Below are 16,117 nucleotides of genomic sequence, written 5' to 3' on the forward strand. Positions count from 1 at the left end.
GACGTGCGCGACCCCGACGGCGCCGGCGTCCTCGACCCGGGCAGCGTCGAATGGCTGACCGACAGCGACGGACCCCGGCGGGTGCGCTTCGCGCTGCGGCTGGCCGAGGGCGAACACGTGGTCGGCTTCGGTGAGCGGTTCCACGCGCTCGACCAGCGCGGCCAGGTGCTCGACGCGACGGTGTTCGAGCAGTACAAGCGGCAGGGACACCGCAGCTACCTGCCGATGCCGTTCGCGGTGGTCGTCGGCGGGCAGGCCGACTGGGGCTTCCACGTGGTGACCAGCCGGCGGACCTGGTACGACGTCGGCGCCTCCCGACCCGACCGCATGGTCGTCGAGGCCGAGATGGACCCGGCGAAGCCCGAGCTGCAGCTGCGGCTCTACCGCGGCGAGCCGGCGGCGGTGGTGCGGGACTTCCTCGTCGAGACGGGACAGCCGGGCGTGCCGCCCGCCTGGGTGTTCCGGCCGTGGATGAGCGGCAACGAGTGGAACACCCAGGCCCGGGTGCTGGCCGAGGTGCGCCGCAGCCTCGCCGAGGACATCCCGGTCGGGGCGATCGTCATCGAGGCCTGGAGCGACGAGGCGACCTTCGTGGCGTTCCGCGACGCGCACTACCAGGTGCATCCCGACGGCGCACCGCACCGCCTGGCCGACTTCGACTTCCCGGCCGACGGGGCCTGGCCCGACCCGAAGGCGATGATCGACGAGCTGCACGAGGCCGGCGTGAAGGTGCTGCTCTGGCAGATCCCGCTGATCCCGACCGACCGCGGCACCGACGGCCAGGTCGCCGCCGACCTGGCGACGCTCGCCGCGCGCGGCTACGCGGTCCGGGAGGCCGACGGCTCACCGCACCGCAACCGCGGCTGGTGGTTCCCCGGCGCGCTGCTCCCCGACTGGACCAACGCCGAGGCCCGACGTTGGTGGCTGGACAAGCGCCGCTACCTGGTCGAGGAGCTCGGCGTCGACGGCTTCAAGACCGACGGTGGCGAGCACCCCTGGGGTCACGATCTGCGGTACTCCGACGGATCACGCGGTGACGAGGGGAACAACCTCTTCCCGGTGCGATACGCGGCCGCCTACCACGAACTGATGCGGTCAGCGGGGACCGACGGCGTGACCTTCAGTCGGGCCGGCTTCACCGGGTCCGCCGCCTTCCCCGCGCATTGGGCGGGCGACGAGGACTCCACCTGGGAGGCCTACCGGGCGTCGATCACCGCCGGCCTGACCGCCGGGGTCGGCGGCATCTTCTTCTGGGGCTGGGACCTGGCCGGCTTCTCCGGCGACATCCCGGACGCCGAGTTGTACCTCCGCTCGGCGGCGGCAGCCTGTTTCGCCCCGATCATGCAGTACCACTCCGAGTTCAACCACCACCGCGACCCGTCGGTGGACCGTACGCCGTGGAACATCGCCGAGCGCACCGGCGAGCAGCGGGTGCTGGAGGTCTTCCGGCGCTTCGCCCGCCTGCGCGAGGAACTCGTGCCGTACCTGGTGGACCAGGCGGAGCGGGCGGTGCGGACCGGCAAACCACTGATGCGACCGCTCTTCTTCGACCACCCCGACGACAAGCGGGTCTGGGACTGGCCGCAGCAATGGCAGCTCGGCGACGACCTGCTCGTCGCCCCGGTCACCGAACCCGGTGTCACGACGTGGCCGGTGTGGCTGCCACCAGGGGAGTGGGAGGACTTCTTCACCGGCGAGCGGCACAGTGGCCCGGTCGAGGTTCACCGGAGGGTGCCGATCGACGAGATTCCGGTCTACCGCCGCCTGGCGTGATCCACCCGGCCGCGCCGGCCGCAACGGTTGATGCTCCCGCCGGCCGCGCCGCGGTCGACCGCCCGCCGGGGTTCGGCGAGCGGGCGGCGGAAACCGACGGGCATGCATAGTCAGCCGCCACAACGGGTAGAAGGACGTCACTGCATTGCAGCGGGTCAGGGGCGGCGCTGCCCCGAGCGGTTTCACGCGTCGATCCGCGCCGGCTGGTACCCCGGCCCTCGGCGAATGCCGCTGAGGTGTCGCCTGACCCGTTGGCGGTGCGAGATGACCCCATCATCGCGTTCCCAAGGAAGGCGGCCGACCATGTCGTTCCAGAATGGATTCGTTCGTCGATCGCAGTCGCTGGCCGGGGGGCCGCACAGCCCCGGCGCCCGAAGCTGGCGGCCGTTCCCGTCGGCCGGTTCACGCACGTGGCGCGGACGTGTCGTCCGCCGGGTCGGGTGATCGCCATGCCCGCTGTGTCCGTGCCCCGGCCGGCGCGCACCGCCCTGTCGGTGCCTCGCGGTTACGTGGAGTACCTGCAGGCCAAGCTGCTGGAGGCCGAAGCCAGCCTGACCGCGATGAGCGAGAAGTACGACCGGACGAAGGCCCGCTTCGATCGCTGCTACGCCCGCCACGGCATCACCCCCGAGGAAGACATCGTCAACTACATCAACGCGAAGGGGATGAACCCGGAGCTGAAATTCTGGTACGCCAAGGTCGAGCACTTCCAGCGGGAGGTGACCGCCTACGGGGCGGCGCTGACCGGACTCGACGCGGCGCGCCGGATGCTCGGCGACGACGGTTACCGCGTCCCCGAACACGGGCGCGCGCGCAACAACAGGCGTGCCCTGAACCGCGCCGGCTGACGACCGGCGGGGGCACTGTCAGGCGGGTCCGGCCAGGCCGTGCACGCCGACGAGGCGGGGGACGGCGACGCGGCCCAGTTCGGTGCCGGTGCCGGGATCGTGCCAGCTCACGCCACCCTTCTGGCCCACGTAGAGGCGTCTGCCGTCGCGGCTCAGCACGAGGCCGGAAACGGGTTCGCGGACCCGCCAGTCAGCCGAGCGGCCGGGGCGGGTGAGATCCGTCGTCCGGACCACCGTGCCGGCGCCGATGAAGAGGCGGTCGCTGTCGGCGGCGGCGTGTGCGGTCCCGACCCCCCTGGGCTGCGCGTCGGTCCGGCGTACGGCCAGCGCCTCGGTGTCGATCTCGGCGATGGTGCCCGACGTGACGTCGGCGACGAAGAGCCGACCGCCGTCGGGGCTGATCGTCATGGCGTGGCCGATCGCGGCCGCCGCACCGAACGGATGGGGCAGGTCGATGCAGTACGCCCATCGCTCGCCGAGGTGCAGCGTGTGGACGAACGCGTGCACGTTGCCCGGCCGCCCGCTGACGACGTCGCGGGTGTGCCGGTGGTCGGGCTGGTGGGTGTAGAGCGTGTAGAGGGTGGTGCGATCCGGCGAGAGCACAGCCTGGCGTCCGTCGCCGCGCATCTCCTCCTCCGCGCCGGGCGGCACCGGCGCTTGGCACGGGTGTGCAGCGGACCGGGTGTCCCGGTGGCGAGATCGACGACGCGGACCCGATAGCGGTCCGGCGCCGTCGCCGGGAGCCACTCGAGGACGAAGAGCCCGGCGAGATCCGCGGTGAACGTCTCCGGTACGAAGTTGCCCCGCAACTCCAGCCGGTGTCGGACGCCGGTGATGTCGGCGATCAGCACGGGGGTCACGTCCCGCCCTTCCGGGCGCCCCTTGGTGGCGCTCACCTCGTTCGACGTGAGCGCCACCGTACCGTTGGCCGAGACGGCCTGCGGCACCCAGCGTCCGGGCAGCTCGACCCGGGTGGAGGTGCCGTCCGTGGCGGTGTCGATCCGCCACAGGGCGGTGTCGGCGCCCTCGGGTGCGGTCGCGTAGATCGCCCGCCCGTCCGCGGTGGCGAGAGACCGCGGGATCGTCTGTCGGTGTGCACCGCGCAGTAGGCCGAGCCCGTCGTCTACCTCGACGAGCAGCGGGTCAGGGATCGTGACGGCACGGGCCTGGCTCGGGTGCCGAGCGCGATCGCAGCCGACCAACGCCGCGGTGCCCGCACCGGCGAGCACGGTCAGAAGGGTGCGACGCGAGATCCTCGTCGTTGGCATCATGCCCCGGTGACACCGCCACACCCGCCGAGGTTCCACCCCCGTTGCTGGAACCCGTCCGGTGCGGGCGGTGTCATGAGGGTGATCCAACGGGAGGTTTCCACTGGACGACGACGAACTCGTCACCCGCGCTCGGGCAGGTGACCTGGGGGCGTACGACCTCCTGGTCGCCCGGCACACCGCGTCCGCCTACCGGACGGCGGTGCTGCTCGGCGCGGGTTCGGACGCGGAGGACGTCATCCAGGAGGCGTTCGTGAAGGCATACCGCAAGCTGTCCCGCTATCGGGGAGAGTCGTCCTTTCGCGCCTGGCTGCTCGCGATCGTCGCCAACGAGACCCGCAACCTGCACCGCGCACGCAGCCGGCGGGACGGACTCGTCCTGCGGGCCGCGGCGGCGAACCCGGAGTCGCAGATCGCCGAGGACGGCGCGGTGGGCGGCGTCCTCGCCGCCGAGCGCCGGGCCACGCTGGTACAGGCCCTGCGGCTGCTGCCGGAGAAGGACCGTGAGGTGATCGTGTGCCGGTTCCTCCTCGATCTCAGCGAGGAGGAGACCGTGACGATGCTGGGCTGGCCCAGAGGCACGGTGAAGTCGCGGACGTCCCGAGCGCTGGCGAAGCTCCGCGCCCTGCTCGACCGCGAGGAGGTGCGCCGTGGATGACCTCGAACGGGAGTTGCGTGACCTCGCCGAGTGGCTGGACACACCCGACACACCCGCCGTGGCCGACCGCGTACGCGCCCGACTGGCCGCGCCCGCGCGAAGGCGACGCCGGTGGCGCTACTACCTCGCCGTGGCGCTCGTCGCCCTCCTCGTCGCGGTGCTGCCGCCCGGGCGGGCCGCCCTCGCCGACGCCGTGGCGGGGCTGCTGCGCTTCTCCGGCATCATCATCGACACGTCGTCGGCGCCGGTCTCACCCACCGGCAGTCCGTCGCCGCTGCCGTCGCAGCGGCCCGCCTCCCTCCACGAGGCGCAGGGGAAGCTCCGCTTCCCGATCCGCCTGCCGACCAAGCTGGGCCCGCCCGAGCAGGTGCTGGTCGCCGACGCCGACGGCACCGGCTCCTACCGGGTGGTCACCCTGCTCTACCGCGGGGGCGTGGTGCGCGTCGACGCCTTCGACGGTCGCCTCGACCCGGTCTTCCAGAAGCAGGCCGCCGGGCCGGGAGTGGAGTGGGTTCAGCTCGACGGAGGCTTCGCGGTCTGGATCGGCGGCCCACACCCGCTGGCCTACGTGGATCGTGCGGGCACGGTCCGTGTGGAGAGCGCGCGGCTCGCCGCCTCGACCCTGATCTGGGAGGAGGCCGGCGTGAGCTACCGGCTTGAAGGCGACCTGCCCAAGGGCGAGGCGATCGAGATCGCCAACTCGCTGAATTGAGCGACGGACGGCGATGACAGTCGGCCGGCTGATCGGGTGGGGAACCCCGAGGGCCCGAGCGGTGTCCTGAATGGTGCCAGGCACGAGCGGGGTCCGCGGGTACGACGGAGGGCGCGAGATGGCTGCATGGGGCAGGGTGTTGCTGGGGTCGGCGGTCCTGCTGGCGGCCTGTACGACCACGGGGCGGTCCGCCACGCCGGTCGGCGCTCCGGGGACCACGGCCCCGGCGAATCCTCCGGTGAGCGCCGCGTCCGGCTGCGGCTCACGGGTCGAGACGGGTGTCCTGCCGGACTGGGCGGACGCCGGGTTCAGCGGGGAGGCCCGGATCCCGCACGTCTTCGGCGCGAAGGGCGAGATCGTCGCGGTGCTGTTCGGTCACCCACTGGCGCTGCGCCGGGGCGAGGGGCCCACCAACAAGATCCTCTGGGTCGCCAAGCCTGCCGCGACGTCATCGGACCCGGCGTCGCCGGCCACCCTGGCGATCGCCGCGACGCTGGACGGAACCGATACGCGGGTGACCCGGGAGGTCGCCGGCGGCCCCGGGCCGTCGATCATCGACCTGCCGCGGGCCGGTTGCTGGCACCTCGAACTCCACTGGTCGGGACACACCGACACCATGGACCTCGGCTACGCCGAAGGCTAGCGTCATGCCCAGCACCGTTGTCGACGGCGTGGCGAGACGTGGAGAGCCTACGGCGGTAATCGATGATGCTGGCGACCCGTGGGCGTGGGACGCCCGAAGTTCGGCTACCCGAGATCGACCGGCCGGTCGACCAGGGCGGCCAGCCGCTTCGGCGCCAGGACGCAGTAGCTCTCGGTGAGCAGTTCGGCGACCTCGTCCCAGTCGGCCCCGTCATCGAGCACCATGCCGACGACGTCGGCGCCCCAGTCCGGCTTGAAGAACGGGTGGCCGCCGGCGATCAGCCCGGCGATCTCGTCGCCGGGCGACCGGAACGTCAGCACGCAGATCGGCTGGTCGGTCGCGGCAGCTCGGGCGTAGGCCGCCTGGTGGTCGGGGTCGACCGTGAGCACATGGGCGAACGTGCGTTTGCGGATCCGCCAGCGCGTGCCCACCCACGCCGGCTCCTCGTAGGTCTCCGGCAGCCCGAGGCAGACGGGCCGGAGCCGGTCGAGGATCTCGGGTGGGACGTCGCCAGGGCCAGTCATGTGCGCGACGCTAGCCGGCCCCTCCGACAGGGCGGAGACGGCAATTCGTCGTAGCCGGGGAGTACGACTGACGAAGACCGATGATTTTCGGCGCGGTGGACGGTCTACCCAAGGGAATCGAGCGGAAGGACGAGGATATGAGCGGCGTACGGGTGTTGGTGGGCACACGCAAGGGCGCGTTCACGTTGACGTCGGACGGCAGGCGCGGCGACTGGACGGTCGACGGACCCCATTTCGGCGGCTGGGAGATCTACCACCTGAACGGATCGCCGGTCGACCCGAACCGGCTCTACGCGTCCCAGTCCGGCGGCTGGTTCGGGCAGCTGATCCAGCGCTCCGACGACGGCGGCAGGACCTGGAACCCGGTCGGCAACGACTTCGCCTACTCCGGCGAGGTCGGTGAGCACCTGTGGTACGACGGCACCCCGCGCCCGTGGGAGTTCAAGCGCATCTGGCACCTCGAGCCGTCCCGCCACGACCCCGACACCGTGTACGCCGGTGCGGAGGACGCCGCCCTCTACGTCTCCACCGACGGCGGTCTGAAGTGGGAGGAGCTCACCGCCCTTCGTACCCACCCGACCGGGCCGACGTGGCAGCCCGGTGCCGGCGGCATGTGCCTGCACACGATCATCCTGGACCCGGCGAACAAGGACCGGATCTACGTCGCGATCTCGGCGGCGGGCGCGTTCCGCAGCGACGACGCCGGCGCCAGTTGGCTGCCGATCAACAAGGGTCTGCGTTCCGGGGAGATCCCCGACCAGGACGCCGAGGTCGGCCACTGTGTGCACCACATCACCCAGCACCCGACCCGGCCGGACACCCTGTTCATGCAGAAGCACTGGGATGTCATGCGCACCGACGACGCAGGCGCGAACTGGCGCGAGGTCAGCGGGAACCTGCCGTCGGACTTCGGGTTCCCGATCGCGGTGCACGCGCACGAGCCGGAGACCATCTACGTCGTGCCGATCAAGAGCGACTCCGAGCACTTCCCGCCGGAGGGCAAGCTGCGCGTCTACCGCAGCCGCACCGGTGGCAACGACTGGGAGCCGTTGACCAGGGGACTGCCGCAGTCCGACTGCTACGTCAACGTCTACCGCGACGCGATGGCCGTCGACACGCTCGACCCGTGCGGGATCTACTTCGGCACCACCGGTGGTCAGGTCTACCACTCGGCGGACGGCGGCGACAGCTGGGCGCCGATCGTCCGGGACCTGCCGGCCGTGCTCTCCGTGGAAGCCCAGGTGCTGCCGTGATCCGGGTCGTCCTCCCGGCCCACCTGAAGAACCTGGCTCACGTCACCGGCGAGGTACGTCTCGAAGTGCCCGGTCGGGGTTCCGGGCGGGTCACCCAGCGCCTGGTGCTGGACACCCTCGAAGCGCGATACCCCATGCTGCTCGGCACCATCCGCGACCGCCACAGCGGCAAGCGCCGCGCGTTCGTCCGCTTCTACGCCTGCGAGGAGGACCTCTCCAACGACCCGCCCGACGCACCACTGCCGGAGCGGGTCATCGCCGGCGAGGAACCGTTCATCATCCTCGGCGCGATGGCCGGGGGATAGCCCGGACCACGGCGACGGCAGGCGCGCGGACATTTGGCCGCCAGGCCGGCTCGCCCGTTCCTCGCCGGTGGTTTCGGGTACCCGGGGCGGATGGCGGAACTGCTCGAGGACGGCGACATCTACTTCCTCTACCGTCCCCGCGTCGAGGAGGAGCACGTCGACTCCCTGGAGGAGGTGCAGCGGCTGCTGGTGGTGATGCACCCGTGGCAGGGGCGGCACCTGCGACTCCTGGTGGTCGGGCGTAAACGCCTGCCCGACATCGAGGAGCACGACCGATTCTGGGCGTTCGTCGACGCGGTGGTGGACCGACCTGAGCAGCTGCACGAGGCGCTGCAGGCGCGCACGTACCGGACGAGGACCCGTGGCGAGCGGGAGCAGCCGCCGGCCCGGCCCGTGGCGGAGGGCGCGTACGTAATCGCCCGGCACGACGACCACACCCACCTGGCGTACGAACTCGAACTTCCGCTGCGCCTCGGCGAGGCGCAGCACGAACTGAGCATCGAGCCGGAGCCGAGCTACATCGTCACGGTGAAGAACCCACAGGCACCCTCCCCGCCCGGGGTGGGCCTGCGCGGGTCCCGGAAGGTCACGCTGCCGGCGGCGCTGCAGAAGAAGTTCCACGGTCGTCGCTTCGCCCCGCTTGACCCGCCCGGCTTCCTCGACCACCCCGGGACCGAACTCGTGCTCATCGGCGCCGCCCACGACGCGTCCGAGGAGCTGGAGATCGACCTGGACGCGGAGGTCGAGCGCGCGGCCCGGAGCACCATCTTCGGAGATCTGCGGATCGGGCGGCGGGAGCGTCCGGTCGCTCCGCTGTTCACCGGCGAGTGGGCCTGAGCCCGCAGTCACCGGTCCGGGCTGTCCGCCGGCGCCATCACCCGCAGCGCGTTCGCGTCCACCCCGACCCGGATCGGCGTCGTCCCGCACAACTCCCCGTCCACCTCGACCCGCGCCGGTCGGTCGGTCTCCAGCCACAGCTCGCGCACCGCGAGGAAGGGCTCGTCGCGCAGGGTCCGCCGGTGCCCGGTGGCGGCGTTGCGGACGGTGGCGCGGATCAGCCCCCGCCGCGTCGCCCCGCCGACCGGGTACGCGACAAGCAAGCGGTCGTCGGCGTCGGCGTCCGCGGTGATCGGCCGGCCGGCGTGGAACCCGCCGTTGGCCACGTAGAGCTGGTGGGTGACGAGTTCGTGCGTGGTGCCGCCGACGCGGACGGTGGCGCGCAGCGGCCGGTGCCGGCCCAGCAGCGCCAGGGCGGTCACCGGGTACGCGAGCCGGCCGGAGACCCGCTTCAGGCGCGGCGGCGTCCGGAGCATGATGTCGGCGGACAGGCCCACGCCGACGTGGTTGGTGAACCGCCTTTCGCCGGCGATCCCCAGGTCGACGTCGATGACCTTGCCCTGGGTGAGGATCGCGATGGCGTGATCGAGGTCCAGCGGGACGCCGACGGTGCGGGCGAAGTTGTTGGTGGTGCCCAGCGGCAGCAGGCCGAGCGCGATGTCGCGGTGGGCGAGCAGCCGCCCGGCGGTGCTGAGCGTACCGTCGCCGCCGCCCACGACCAGGACGTCCGGCTTCAGGTCGGCGGCCGCGGCGACGCTCTTCTCCAGCTGCCCGGGCCGGTCGGTCCGGTACGTGCCGAGCAGGTCGAAGCCGGCGGCGACCAACCTGGCCCGGGCCCGCTCGCAGTGTTCCCGGCCGCGGCGGGAGCCCGCGTTGATGACCAGCGCCGCCTTCCGGTCCCGCCGGATGGCCGCGGTCAGCTCCTGCTTCGTCCGCATGAACCCCGACCCTATATGCCGCCGGACCGTCGTCCGCTCCGTTGGCAAGCGTCGACTGCGCGATAATGCCGAAGCCGGGCGAGCAAGGGGTGCCAAGCAAACCCGTCAGGTCGCCGCCACCCGGCCTGCCGGCGCTGTGCCGGGTGGTGCTGGCCCCCGTCACCTCGGCGACGGGGTGCGCCCTGGCTCCGGGCTGCGGGACGGCTTGGGGCTGCGGGACGGCTCCGGGCTCCGGGACGGGCTCGACTTGGGCGATCCAGTGGGCGTCGGCGTCGGCTTCCCGGTCGGGCTGGCGGTCACGGTCGGGGTCGGCGTCGGTTGCGCCGAGGTCGGTTTCGGCGTCGCCGGGGCGGTGGGCGACGGGGTGTCGTCCGGGAACGCCGGCTCCTGGAAGCGGTACTTGTCCGGGTCGAGCTTCAACGCGGCGGTGGCCTGTTCCATGAACTGCCGCCAGATCGGCCCGGGGCCGGTGGACCCGTAGACGTCGTAGCTGCCGTCGGAGGTCCGCAGCGGCTTGCCGTCGACGGTGCCGAGCCAGACCGCGGCGGCCAGCGCCCCCGTGTAGCCGACCATCCAGGTGTGCACGTTCTGGGTGGTGCTCGTTCCGGCCTGCCAGGTGCCGGTCTTGCCGGCGGAGTCCCAGCCGTTGTCCAGCTTGGCCGCCTTCACCCGGCTCAGCGTCCAGTTGAGCTGGTTGACCGCCTCCCGGTCGAGCCCGATGTCGGTCTGCACCAGCTGTTCGTCGAGGATCTTCTCGTCGCCCTTGGTGACCGAGCGGACGAAGTGCGCGTCGGCCCGCTTCCCGCCGGCGGCGAAGGTCGCCATGCCGTTGGCGTGGTCCTGCACGGTGATGCCGTACTGGCCGATGCCGACCTCGGTGGAGAAGTGCCGCGCCAGCTCCTCACCCGAGTGGCCGCGCAGTTCGATCCGCTTCGGCCGCGGGTTGCCCTTCTCGTTGGCCCACATCGAGTCGACCCCGGCCTTGGTGGCCATGTCGATCACCTTGGCAGTGCCGAGCTGCTCGGTCAGCGCGAAGTAGGTGACGTTGAGCGAGGCGACGGTGGCCTCCCACAGCGCGCAGTCCGGCTGGCACGGTGCCCGTTCGGCGTTGCGGATCGGACCGGCGGGGCTGCCCTTCGTCCGGCCGGAAGCGGGGAACTCCTTGGTCTCCGGCGAGTCGAAGTGCTGCTTCACCGAGATCTTCTCCTGCACCGCCGTGGCCAGGTCGTACACCTTGAACGACGACCCCGGCGGGTGCTGGCCGAAGCCGCGGGCCTCGCCGTTCTCGTCCTGGTACCAGCCGGCGTAGTCGGCGCCGGAGCCGTCGCTGCCGCCGTGGTAGCCGAGCACCCGGCCGGTGCCGGGTTCGACCGCCACGAGCGCGGCCTGCCAGTTCTTCGGCTGCCCGCGGACCGCCTCGGGGGCGGTGTCGCGCCGGAGGTCGGCGGCCGCGTCGGCGGCGTCCTGGACCCGCTTGTCGATGGTGGTGACGATCTTGAAGCCGCCGTTGCGGATGTAGTCGGCGGGCTTGCCCTGGAACGGCTCGGTCTGCCGCAGCTCGCTGAGCACGTGGTTGACCACCAGGCCGGTCGCCGGTCGAGGTTGGACCGGCCGGCGGCGGGATCGAGCGGCTTGACCGTGTCCGGGTACGCCAGGTTGGCCGCCTCGTCCGCCGACAGGTAGCCCAGCTTCACCATGCCGTCGCGGATGTAGTTCCACCGGTCGATCGAGTTCTGCCGGGCCAGGGGGCTGCGCTGCGGATCGTAGCCGGGGTGCCCCTCGGGGTCGTCCGGGTCGGCCTCCGGCTGCTTCACCATGGCGCAGAGCACCATCGCCTCCGCCGTGGTCAGCTGGTTCGCCGCCGGCGCGTCACGGCGCACCGTCTTGCCGAAGTACGCCTGCGCGGCCGCCTCGATGCCGTACGAGCCGCGCCCGAACGGCACGGTGTTCAGGTAGAAGCCGAGGATCTCCTCCTTGCTGTACTTGTCGTCGAGCTTCCACGCGATGACCGCCTCGCGCAGCTTGCGCGAGTAGGAGACGCCCTTGAGGTCGGCGGCCACCCGGGCGTACTGCTGGGTGATCGTCGACGCGCCCTGGCGCTGGCCGCCGGTGACGTTCGACCAGGCGGCGCGCAGCACCCCGCTGAAGTCGATGCCCTCGTTGGTCCAGAACGTGCGGTCCTCGGTCGCCACGATCGCCTGTTTGGCGGCGTCGTTCATCTCCGGGAAGGGCACGATCGTGCGGTTCTCCGTGCCGAGCTTCGCCAGCGGGGTGCGACCGTCGGCGAAGTAGACCGTGGTCGACTCCGGCAGCTCCAGGTCGCTGGGCGTGGGCACGCTGTCGACGTAGTACGCCCCGGCGGTGAGACCGGTGCCGGCCAGCAGCGCGAGCACGGCCAGGATGATCAGCACGCGCCGACGCCGCCGTTTCCGCCCCGTCGGGGCGGCGGTCGGTCCGGATACGGTGCCAGCGCTGTCGTTGTTACCGGTAGGAGACACCCGCACCCGGTACCCCGCGGCCGGCCCGCCGAATCTTGACCGGCCCGTTGCCGTGAGTTCTCCCGTTCCGGGCCGCGTGATCCGCTGGTCAGGTCATGATGGCCGGGTGCCCCGCTGGCGATGGTGCGGTGAACGGGGGAACGGTCGTGCAGGACGTAACGGTCAAGCCGGTGGTCACCGGCGCACAGGTGCCCGGCCTGGCCGAGATGGTGTGGGACAACGCCCGACAGGTGCCCGACCTGGTGCAGTTCGTCCGCCCGGATCCGATTTCCCGGTCCTGGCCGGCGCGCCGGTCCGTGCAGGGCCGGGCGCTGCCGGTGACGTGCGAGCAGTTCCGCGACGACGTGCTCACCCTCGCGCGCGGGTTCGTCGCCGCCGGTGTCGCCCACGGCGACCGGGTCGCTCTGATGAGCCGCACCCGCTACGAGTGGAGCCTCGTCGACTACGCGCTGTGGTCCGTCGGCGCGGTCACCGTTCCCGTCTACGAGACCTCCAGCGCCGAGCAGTTGGGGTGGATCCTGTCGGACTCGGGTGCGGTGGGGTGTGTGGTGGAGACCGCCGCGCACGACGCGATGCTGGCCGGCCTGCGCGACGACCTGCCGGCGCTGCGCCAGACCTGGCAGATCGACGGCGGCGGGCTGATCGCCCTGGCGGGGCAGGGCCGCACCGTCGACGACGGGCAGGTCGACGCGCGGCGGCGGGCGGTGTCCGGCGGGGACCTGGCCACGATCGTCTACACCAGCGGCACGACCGGTCGGCCGAAGGGCTGCGCGCTGACCCACCGCAACATCTACTGCGACGTCACGAACGCGACCTCGGTGCTGCCGGAGCTGTTGCATCCGGGCGCGTCGACCGTGTTGTTCCTGCCGCTGGCGCACGTGTTCGCCCGACTGATCCAGGTGGGTGTGGTGCGCACCCGCACGACCATGGTGCACAGCGCCGACCCGGGCCGGGTCTTCGAGCAGCTGCGGAAGTGCCGTCCGACGTTCATCCTCGCGGTACCGCGGGTGTTCGAGAAGATGTACGCCAGGGCCAAACGGCGCGCCGAGGACACCCACCGGGGACGACTGTTCGCCATCGCGGACGCCGTCGCCGTGCGGTACAGCCGCGCCTTGGACACCGGGCGAGGTCCGAACATCCTGCTGCGGCTGGCGCGCGCCGCGTGCGACGTGCTGGCGTACCGGACGTTGCGCGCCGCCCTCGGCGGCCGGTGCCGGCTGGCGATCGCCGGCGGTGCGCCGCTGGAACAGCGGCTGGCGCACTTCTTCCGCGGCGCCGGCATCACCGTCCTGGAGGGGTACGGCCTGACCGAGACGGCCCCGGCGGTGACGGCGAACGTGCCCTCGGCGATGCGGATCGGCACCGTCGGCCGTCCGATACCCGGCGCGGAGGTCCGCATCGCCAACGACGGGGAGGTCCTCGTCCGCGGCGAGATGGTCTTCTCCGGTTACTGGAACAACCCCGACGCCACCCGGGCGACCCTCACCGACGACGGCTGGCTGCGCACCGGTGACCTCGGCAGCCTCGACCCCGACGGCTACCTGCGCATCACCGGCCGGATCAAGGAGATCATCGTGACGGCGGCGGGGAAGAACCTCGCCCCCACTCCGATCGAGGAACAGGTCCGCGCGCACCCGCTGGTCGGCCAGTGCATGCTCGTCGGCAACGACCGCCCCTACGTGACGGCCCTGGTCACCATCGACCCACCGGCCTGGCAGCGGTGGCGGGCCGCCCACGGCCACCCGGACGCGGAGGTGGCCGACCTGCGGGACGCCCCCGAGCTGCGCCAGGAGATCCAGACTGCGGTCGACCGGGCCAACGAGACGGTGTCCAAGGCGGAACAGATCAAGCAGTTCCGCATCCTGCCCCGGGATTTCACCGAAGCCGACGGAGAGCTCACCCCCACCCTGAAGGTCAAACGCGAGGCCGTCCAGGACCGCTACGCCGCCGACATCGAGGCCCTCTACCGCGGCCACTGACCCCGCCTCGCCGGCTGCCGCCACCGGCCGGCTACGGCGAAGGCGCGCCGGACGGGGCCCGCGCGGCGAGCGCCGCGCAGATCCGGGGCAGGGCCGTGCCGATCGGTTCGCGGATCACCTCGACGGCGAGGTCGTCGTACGGGGTCGGGTCGCGGTTGACGACCACCAGCCGGTTGCCCGCGTTGACCGCCACCGCGCACAGCGAGGCGACCGGCTCGACCTGCAGCGAACTGCCGACGGCGAGCATGAGCGGGCTGTGCGCGGCGATCCGCTCGGCGTGGCCGATTGTGGCCGCGTCGAGGTGCTGCCCGAAGAGCACCACGGCCAGCTTGAGGATGGCGCCGCAGTCGAGGCACCGGGGATCTGTGTCGCCGGCCGCCACCCGGGCCAGGGTCCGCTCGCTGGGCGTGCGCGCGCCGCAGCCGGTGCAGACCACCTCGTGCATCGTGCCGTGCAGTTCGAGCACCGTGCGCGGGCTGGAGCCGGCCTTCTGGTGCAGTCCGTCGACGTTCTGGGTGAGGACGCGTACCGCCACCCCGGCCCGCTCCAGCTCGGCGAGCGCGCGGTGCGCCGGGTTGGGCTCGGCCTGCCACGCGGCATGCCCGAGATAGGTCTGCCAGAACCGCGCCCGTACCGCCGGGTCGGCCAGGAACGAGCGGTGGGTGAACGCGTCGGCCAGTGCCGGATGACGGGTCCACACCCCGGACGGACCCCGGTAGTCGGGGATGCCGGAGTCGGTCGAGATGCCGGCTCCGGTGAGCACCGCCACCCGGGTCACGCCGTCCGCCCAGCCCATGTCGTTCATGACCGCCGATGGTAGGGGCGGAACCCGGTGCCGGCGAACGGGATTCCCGAGCCGACCCGCGGCCGGTTCGGGAACGCCGAGTCGGCGCGTGGTGGTGACCGCGCGGCTCAGAGCCAGGGCAGCGGGTCGACCGGACGGCCGCCGAGACGCACCTCGAAGTGCAGGTGGGGGCCGGTGGAGGCGCCGGTCGACCCGACCAGTCCGATCACCTGGCCGGCGCGGACCCGCTGGCCGGGCGACACCAGCAGCCGGGACTGGTGGCCGTAGCAGGTGGACAGTCGCTGCCCGTCCGCCCGGCCGTGTGCGATGCAGGTGTAGTTGCCGTAGCCGCCGTACCAGCCGACCCGCGAGACGCGGCCGTCGGCGGCCGCCAGGATGGGGGTGCCGGTCGGGGCGGCGAGATCCACCCCGGGGTGCAACTGCCAGACCTTGTAGTACGGGTCGAACCGGGTGCCGAACCGGCTGGTGAGTCGGCCCGCCAGTGGTCGGCCGAGCCGGCCGCGACCGACCGTGGCGACGGTGCGGGCCGGTGCCGCCACGGCGGGCGCGGCGCGTACCCGACGGTCTATCTCCTGCCGGAGCCGGGTCTCCTCCTGCCGGCGGCGGACGAGTTCGGCCTGGCCGGCGGTGATCGCGCCGGAGAGCGCGACGGCGCGGCCGGTGGGGGTGTCGTCGACGTCCGCGGCGTCCGCCACGGTCAACGGCGAGGCCGCATCCGCGTCCCCGCCGGCGGTCAGGGTGGTCAGCAGGTGCAGCACCGGATCCGGTCCGCGCCGCACCTTGGCGAGGTCGGCGCGGGTCCGGGCGAGCGTGTTCTCCAGGTACTGGATCCGGTGCTGGACATCGCCGAGCGCGGCGACCTGGCGGGCCTGTGGCGTGTCGGCCGGGTCCACCGGCGGCTGCGGGTAGAGGTCGGCGCCGGGATCGCCGGCGATGAGCGCGGGGGCCGCTCCGGGGTCCACCATCGACCCGCCGCCGGGCGGGCCCGGGACACCCACCTGCGGTGACGTGCCGCCGGTCGGCGGGGGTGGCCGCGGGCGGCGCCGTCGGTGCGGGCGACGCGGTGGCCGGCGGGA

General features: G+C 72.4%; 15 protein-coding genes and 1 pseudogene. 9 read left to right on the top strand and 7 right to left on the bottom strand.

Annotated features, from left to right (window positions below):
- Positions 1-3: 3 nt before the first annotated feature.
- Both JNW89_RS00925 and JNW89_RS00930 read left to right on the top strand, forming a co-directional pair.
- The gene (locus tag JNW89_RS00925) at positions 4-1,773 is read left to right on the top strand and encodes a TIM-barrel domain-containing protein (protein ID WP_238447221.1); all 1,770 of its coding nucleotides are present in this window, start codon (positions 4-6) and stop codon (positions 1,771-1,773) included.
- Between the two features lie 440 nt (positions 1,774-2,213).
- Positions 2,214-2,621, top strand: a complete 408-nt coding sequence (locus JNW89_RS00930; protein WP_238447222.1) for a hypothetical protein — start codon at positions 2,214-2,216, stop codon at positions 2,619-2,621.
- Positions 2,622-2,639: 18 nt separating this feature from the next.
- Here the strand turns inward: JNW89_RS00930 and JNW89_RS00935 are convergent, their stop codons facing one another.
- Positions 2,640-3,248 carry a YncE family protein gene (locus tag JNW89_RS00935; protein WP_238447223.1) on the bottom strand — a complete coding sequence of 203 codons (609 nt, stop codon included), beginning with the start codon at positions 3,246-3,248 and terminating at the stop codon, positions 2,640-2,642.
- An 843-nt stretch (positions 3,249-4,091) separates the two neighbouring features.
- Here JNW89_RS00935 and JNW89_RS00940 point away from each other — a divergent pair.
- The 3 genes from JNW89_RS00940 (at position 4,092) to JNW89_RS00950 (ending at position 5,902) form a co-directional block, all read left to right on the top strand.
- Positions 4,092-4,547, top strand: a complete 456-nt coding sequence (locus JNW89_RS00940; protein WP_238447224.1) for an RNA polymerase sigma factor — start codon at positions 4,092-4,094, stop codon at positions 4,545-4,547.
- Positions 4,540-5,259: a DUF4367 domain-containing protein gene (locus JNW89_RS00945; protein WP_238447225.1), complete on the top strand. Its 720-nt coding sequence runs from the start codon at positions 4,540-4,542 to the stop codon at positions 5,257-5,259. Before JNW89_RS00940 ends, JNW89_RS00945 begins: the two co-directional genes overlap by 8 nt.
- A 238-nt stretch (positions 5,260-5,497) precedes the next feature.
- The gene (locus JNW89_RS00950) at positions 5,498-5,902 is read left to right on the top strand and encodes a hypothetical protein (RefSeq protein WP_238447226.1); all 405 of its coding nucleotides are present in this window, start codon (positions 5,498-5,500) and stop codon (positions 5,900-5,902) included.
- A gap of 104 nt (positions 5,903-6,006) precedes the next feature.
- Here the strand turns inward: JNW89_RS00950 and JNW89_RS00955 are convergent, their stop codons facing one another.
- Positions 6,007-6,426, bottom strand: coding sequence for an MmcQ/YjbR family DNA-binding protein (locus tag JNW89_RS00955; protein ID WP_238447227.1), 420 nt, complete (start codon positions 6,424-6,426; stop codon positions 6,007-6,009).
- Between the two features lie 80 nt (positions 6,427-6,506).
- Between JNW89_RS00955 and JNW89_RS00960 the strand changes: the two genes are divergently transcribed.
- The 3 genes from JNW89_RS00960 to JNW89_RS00970 all read left to right on the top strand — a co-directional run bounded on the left by JNW89_RS00960 (position 6,507) and on the right by JNW89_RS00970 (position 8,821).
- A complete protein-coding gene (locus tag JNW89_RS00960; protein WP_238447228.1) occupies positions 6,507-7,679 on the top strand; it encodes an exo-alpha-sialidase in 1,173 nt (390 codons plus the stop codon).
- Positions 7,676-7,984, top strand: a complete 309-nt coding sequence (locus JNW89_RS00965; protein ID WP_238447229.1) for a MoaD/ThiS family protein — start codon at positions 7,676-7,678, stop codon at positions 7,982-7,984. Before JNW89_RS00960 ends, JNW89_RS00965 begins: the two co-directional genes overlap by 4 nt.
- Positions 7,985-8,074: 90 nt before the next feature.
- A complete protein-coding gene (locus JNW89_RS00970) occupies positions 8,075-8,821 on the top strand; it encodes a hypothetical protein (protein ID WP_238447230.1) in 747 nt (248 codons plus the stop codon).
- 8 nt (positions 8,822-8,829) lie between these two features.
- Here the strand turns inward: JNW89_RS00970 and JNW89_RS00975 are convergent, their stop codons facing one another.
- The 3 genes and pseudogenes from JNW89_RS00975 to JNW89_RS00985 all read right to left on the bottom strand — a co-directional run.
- A complete protein-coding gene (locus JNW89_RS00975; RefSeq protein WP_238447231.1) occupies positions 8,830-9,759 on the bottom strand; it encodes a diacylglycerol kinase family protein in 930 nt (309 codons plus the stop codon).
- A 159-nt stretch (positions 9,760-9,918) separates the two neighbouring features.
- Entirely contained in the window at positions 9,919-11,328 is a 1,410-nt protein-coding gene (locus JNW89_RS00980) for a penicillin-binding transpeptidase domain-containing protein (RefSeq protein WP_238447232.1), read from the bottom strand.
- Positions 11,329-11,615: 287 nt separating this feature from the next.
- Positions 11,616-11,978 (bottom strand): annotated as a pseudogene (locus JNW89_RS00985) (biosynthetic peptidoglycan transglycosylase); the annotation flags it as partial.
- Positions 11,979-12,403: 425 nt separating this feature from the next.
- Here JNW89_RS00985 and JNW89_RS00990 point away from each other — a divergent pair.
- The gene (locus tag JNW89_RS00990) at positions 12,404-14,236 is read left to right on the top strand and encodes a long-chain fatty acid--CoA ligase (protein ID WP_238447233.1); all 1,833 of its coding nucleotides are present in this window, start codon (positions 12,404-12,406) and stop codon (positions 14,234-14,236) included.
- A gap of 31 nt (positions 14,237-14,267) precedes the next feature.
- Here the strand turns inward: JNW89_RS00990 and JNW89_RS00995 are convergent, their stop codons facing one another.
- Positions 14,268-15,041, bottom strand: a complete 774-nt coding sequence (locus JNW89_RS00995) for a Sir2 family NAD-dependent protein deacetylase (RefSeq protein ID WP_238447234.1) — start codon at positions 15,039-15,041, stop codon at positions 14,268-14,270.
- Between the two features lie 107 nt (positions 15,042-15,148).
- A partial coding sequence (locus JNW89_RS01000) for a M23 family metallopeptidase (protein WP_306344778.1) occupies positions 15,149-16,117 on the bottom strand: 969 nt, incomplete at its 5' end.

It is taken from the genome of Micromonospora sp. 4G55, from assembly GCF_016803375.1.

Bases quoted from the DNA above. Each gene is read 5' to 3' on its own strand.
- JNW89_RS00935 (WP_238447223.1), bottom strand. From the start codon at position 3,248: ATGCGCGGCGACGGACGCCAGGCTGTGCTCTCGCCGGATCGCACCACC.
- JNW89_RS00955 (WP_238447227.1), bottom strand. From the start codon at position 6,426: ATGACTGGCCCTGGCGACGTCCCACCCGAGATCCTCGACCGGCTCCGG.
- JNW89_RS00960 (WP_238447228.1), top strand. From the start codon at position 6,507: ATGATTTTCGGCGCGGTGGACGGTCTACCCAAGGGAATCGAGCGGAAG.
- JNW89_RS00970 (WP_238447230.1), top strand. From the start codon at position 8,075: ATGGCGGAACTGCTCGAGGACGGCGACATCTACTTCCTCTACCGTCCC.
- JNW89_RS00975 (WP_238447231.1), bottom strand. From the start codon at position 9,759: ATGCGGACGAAGCAGGAGCTGACCGCGGCCATCCGGCGGGACCGGAAG.
- JNW89_RS00995 (WP_238447234.1), bottom strand. From the start codon at position 15,041: ATGAACGACATGGGCTGGGCGGACGGCGTGACCCGGGTGGCGGTGCTC.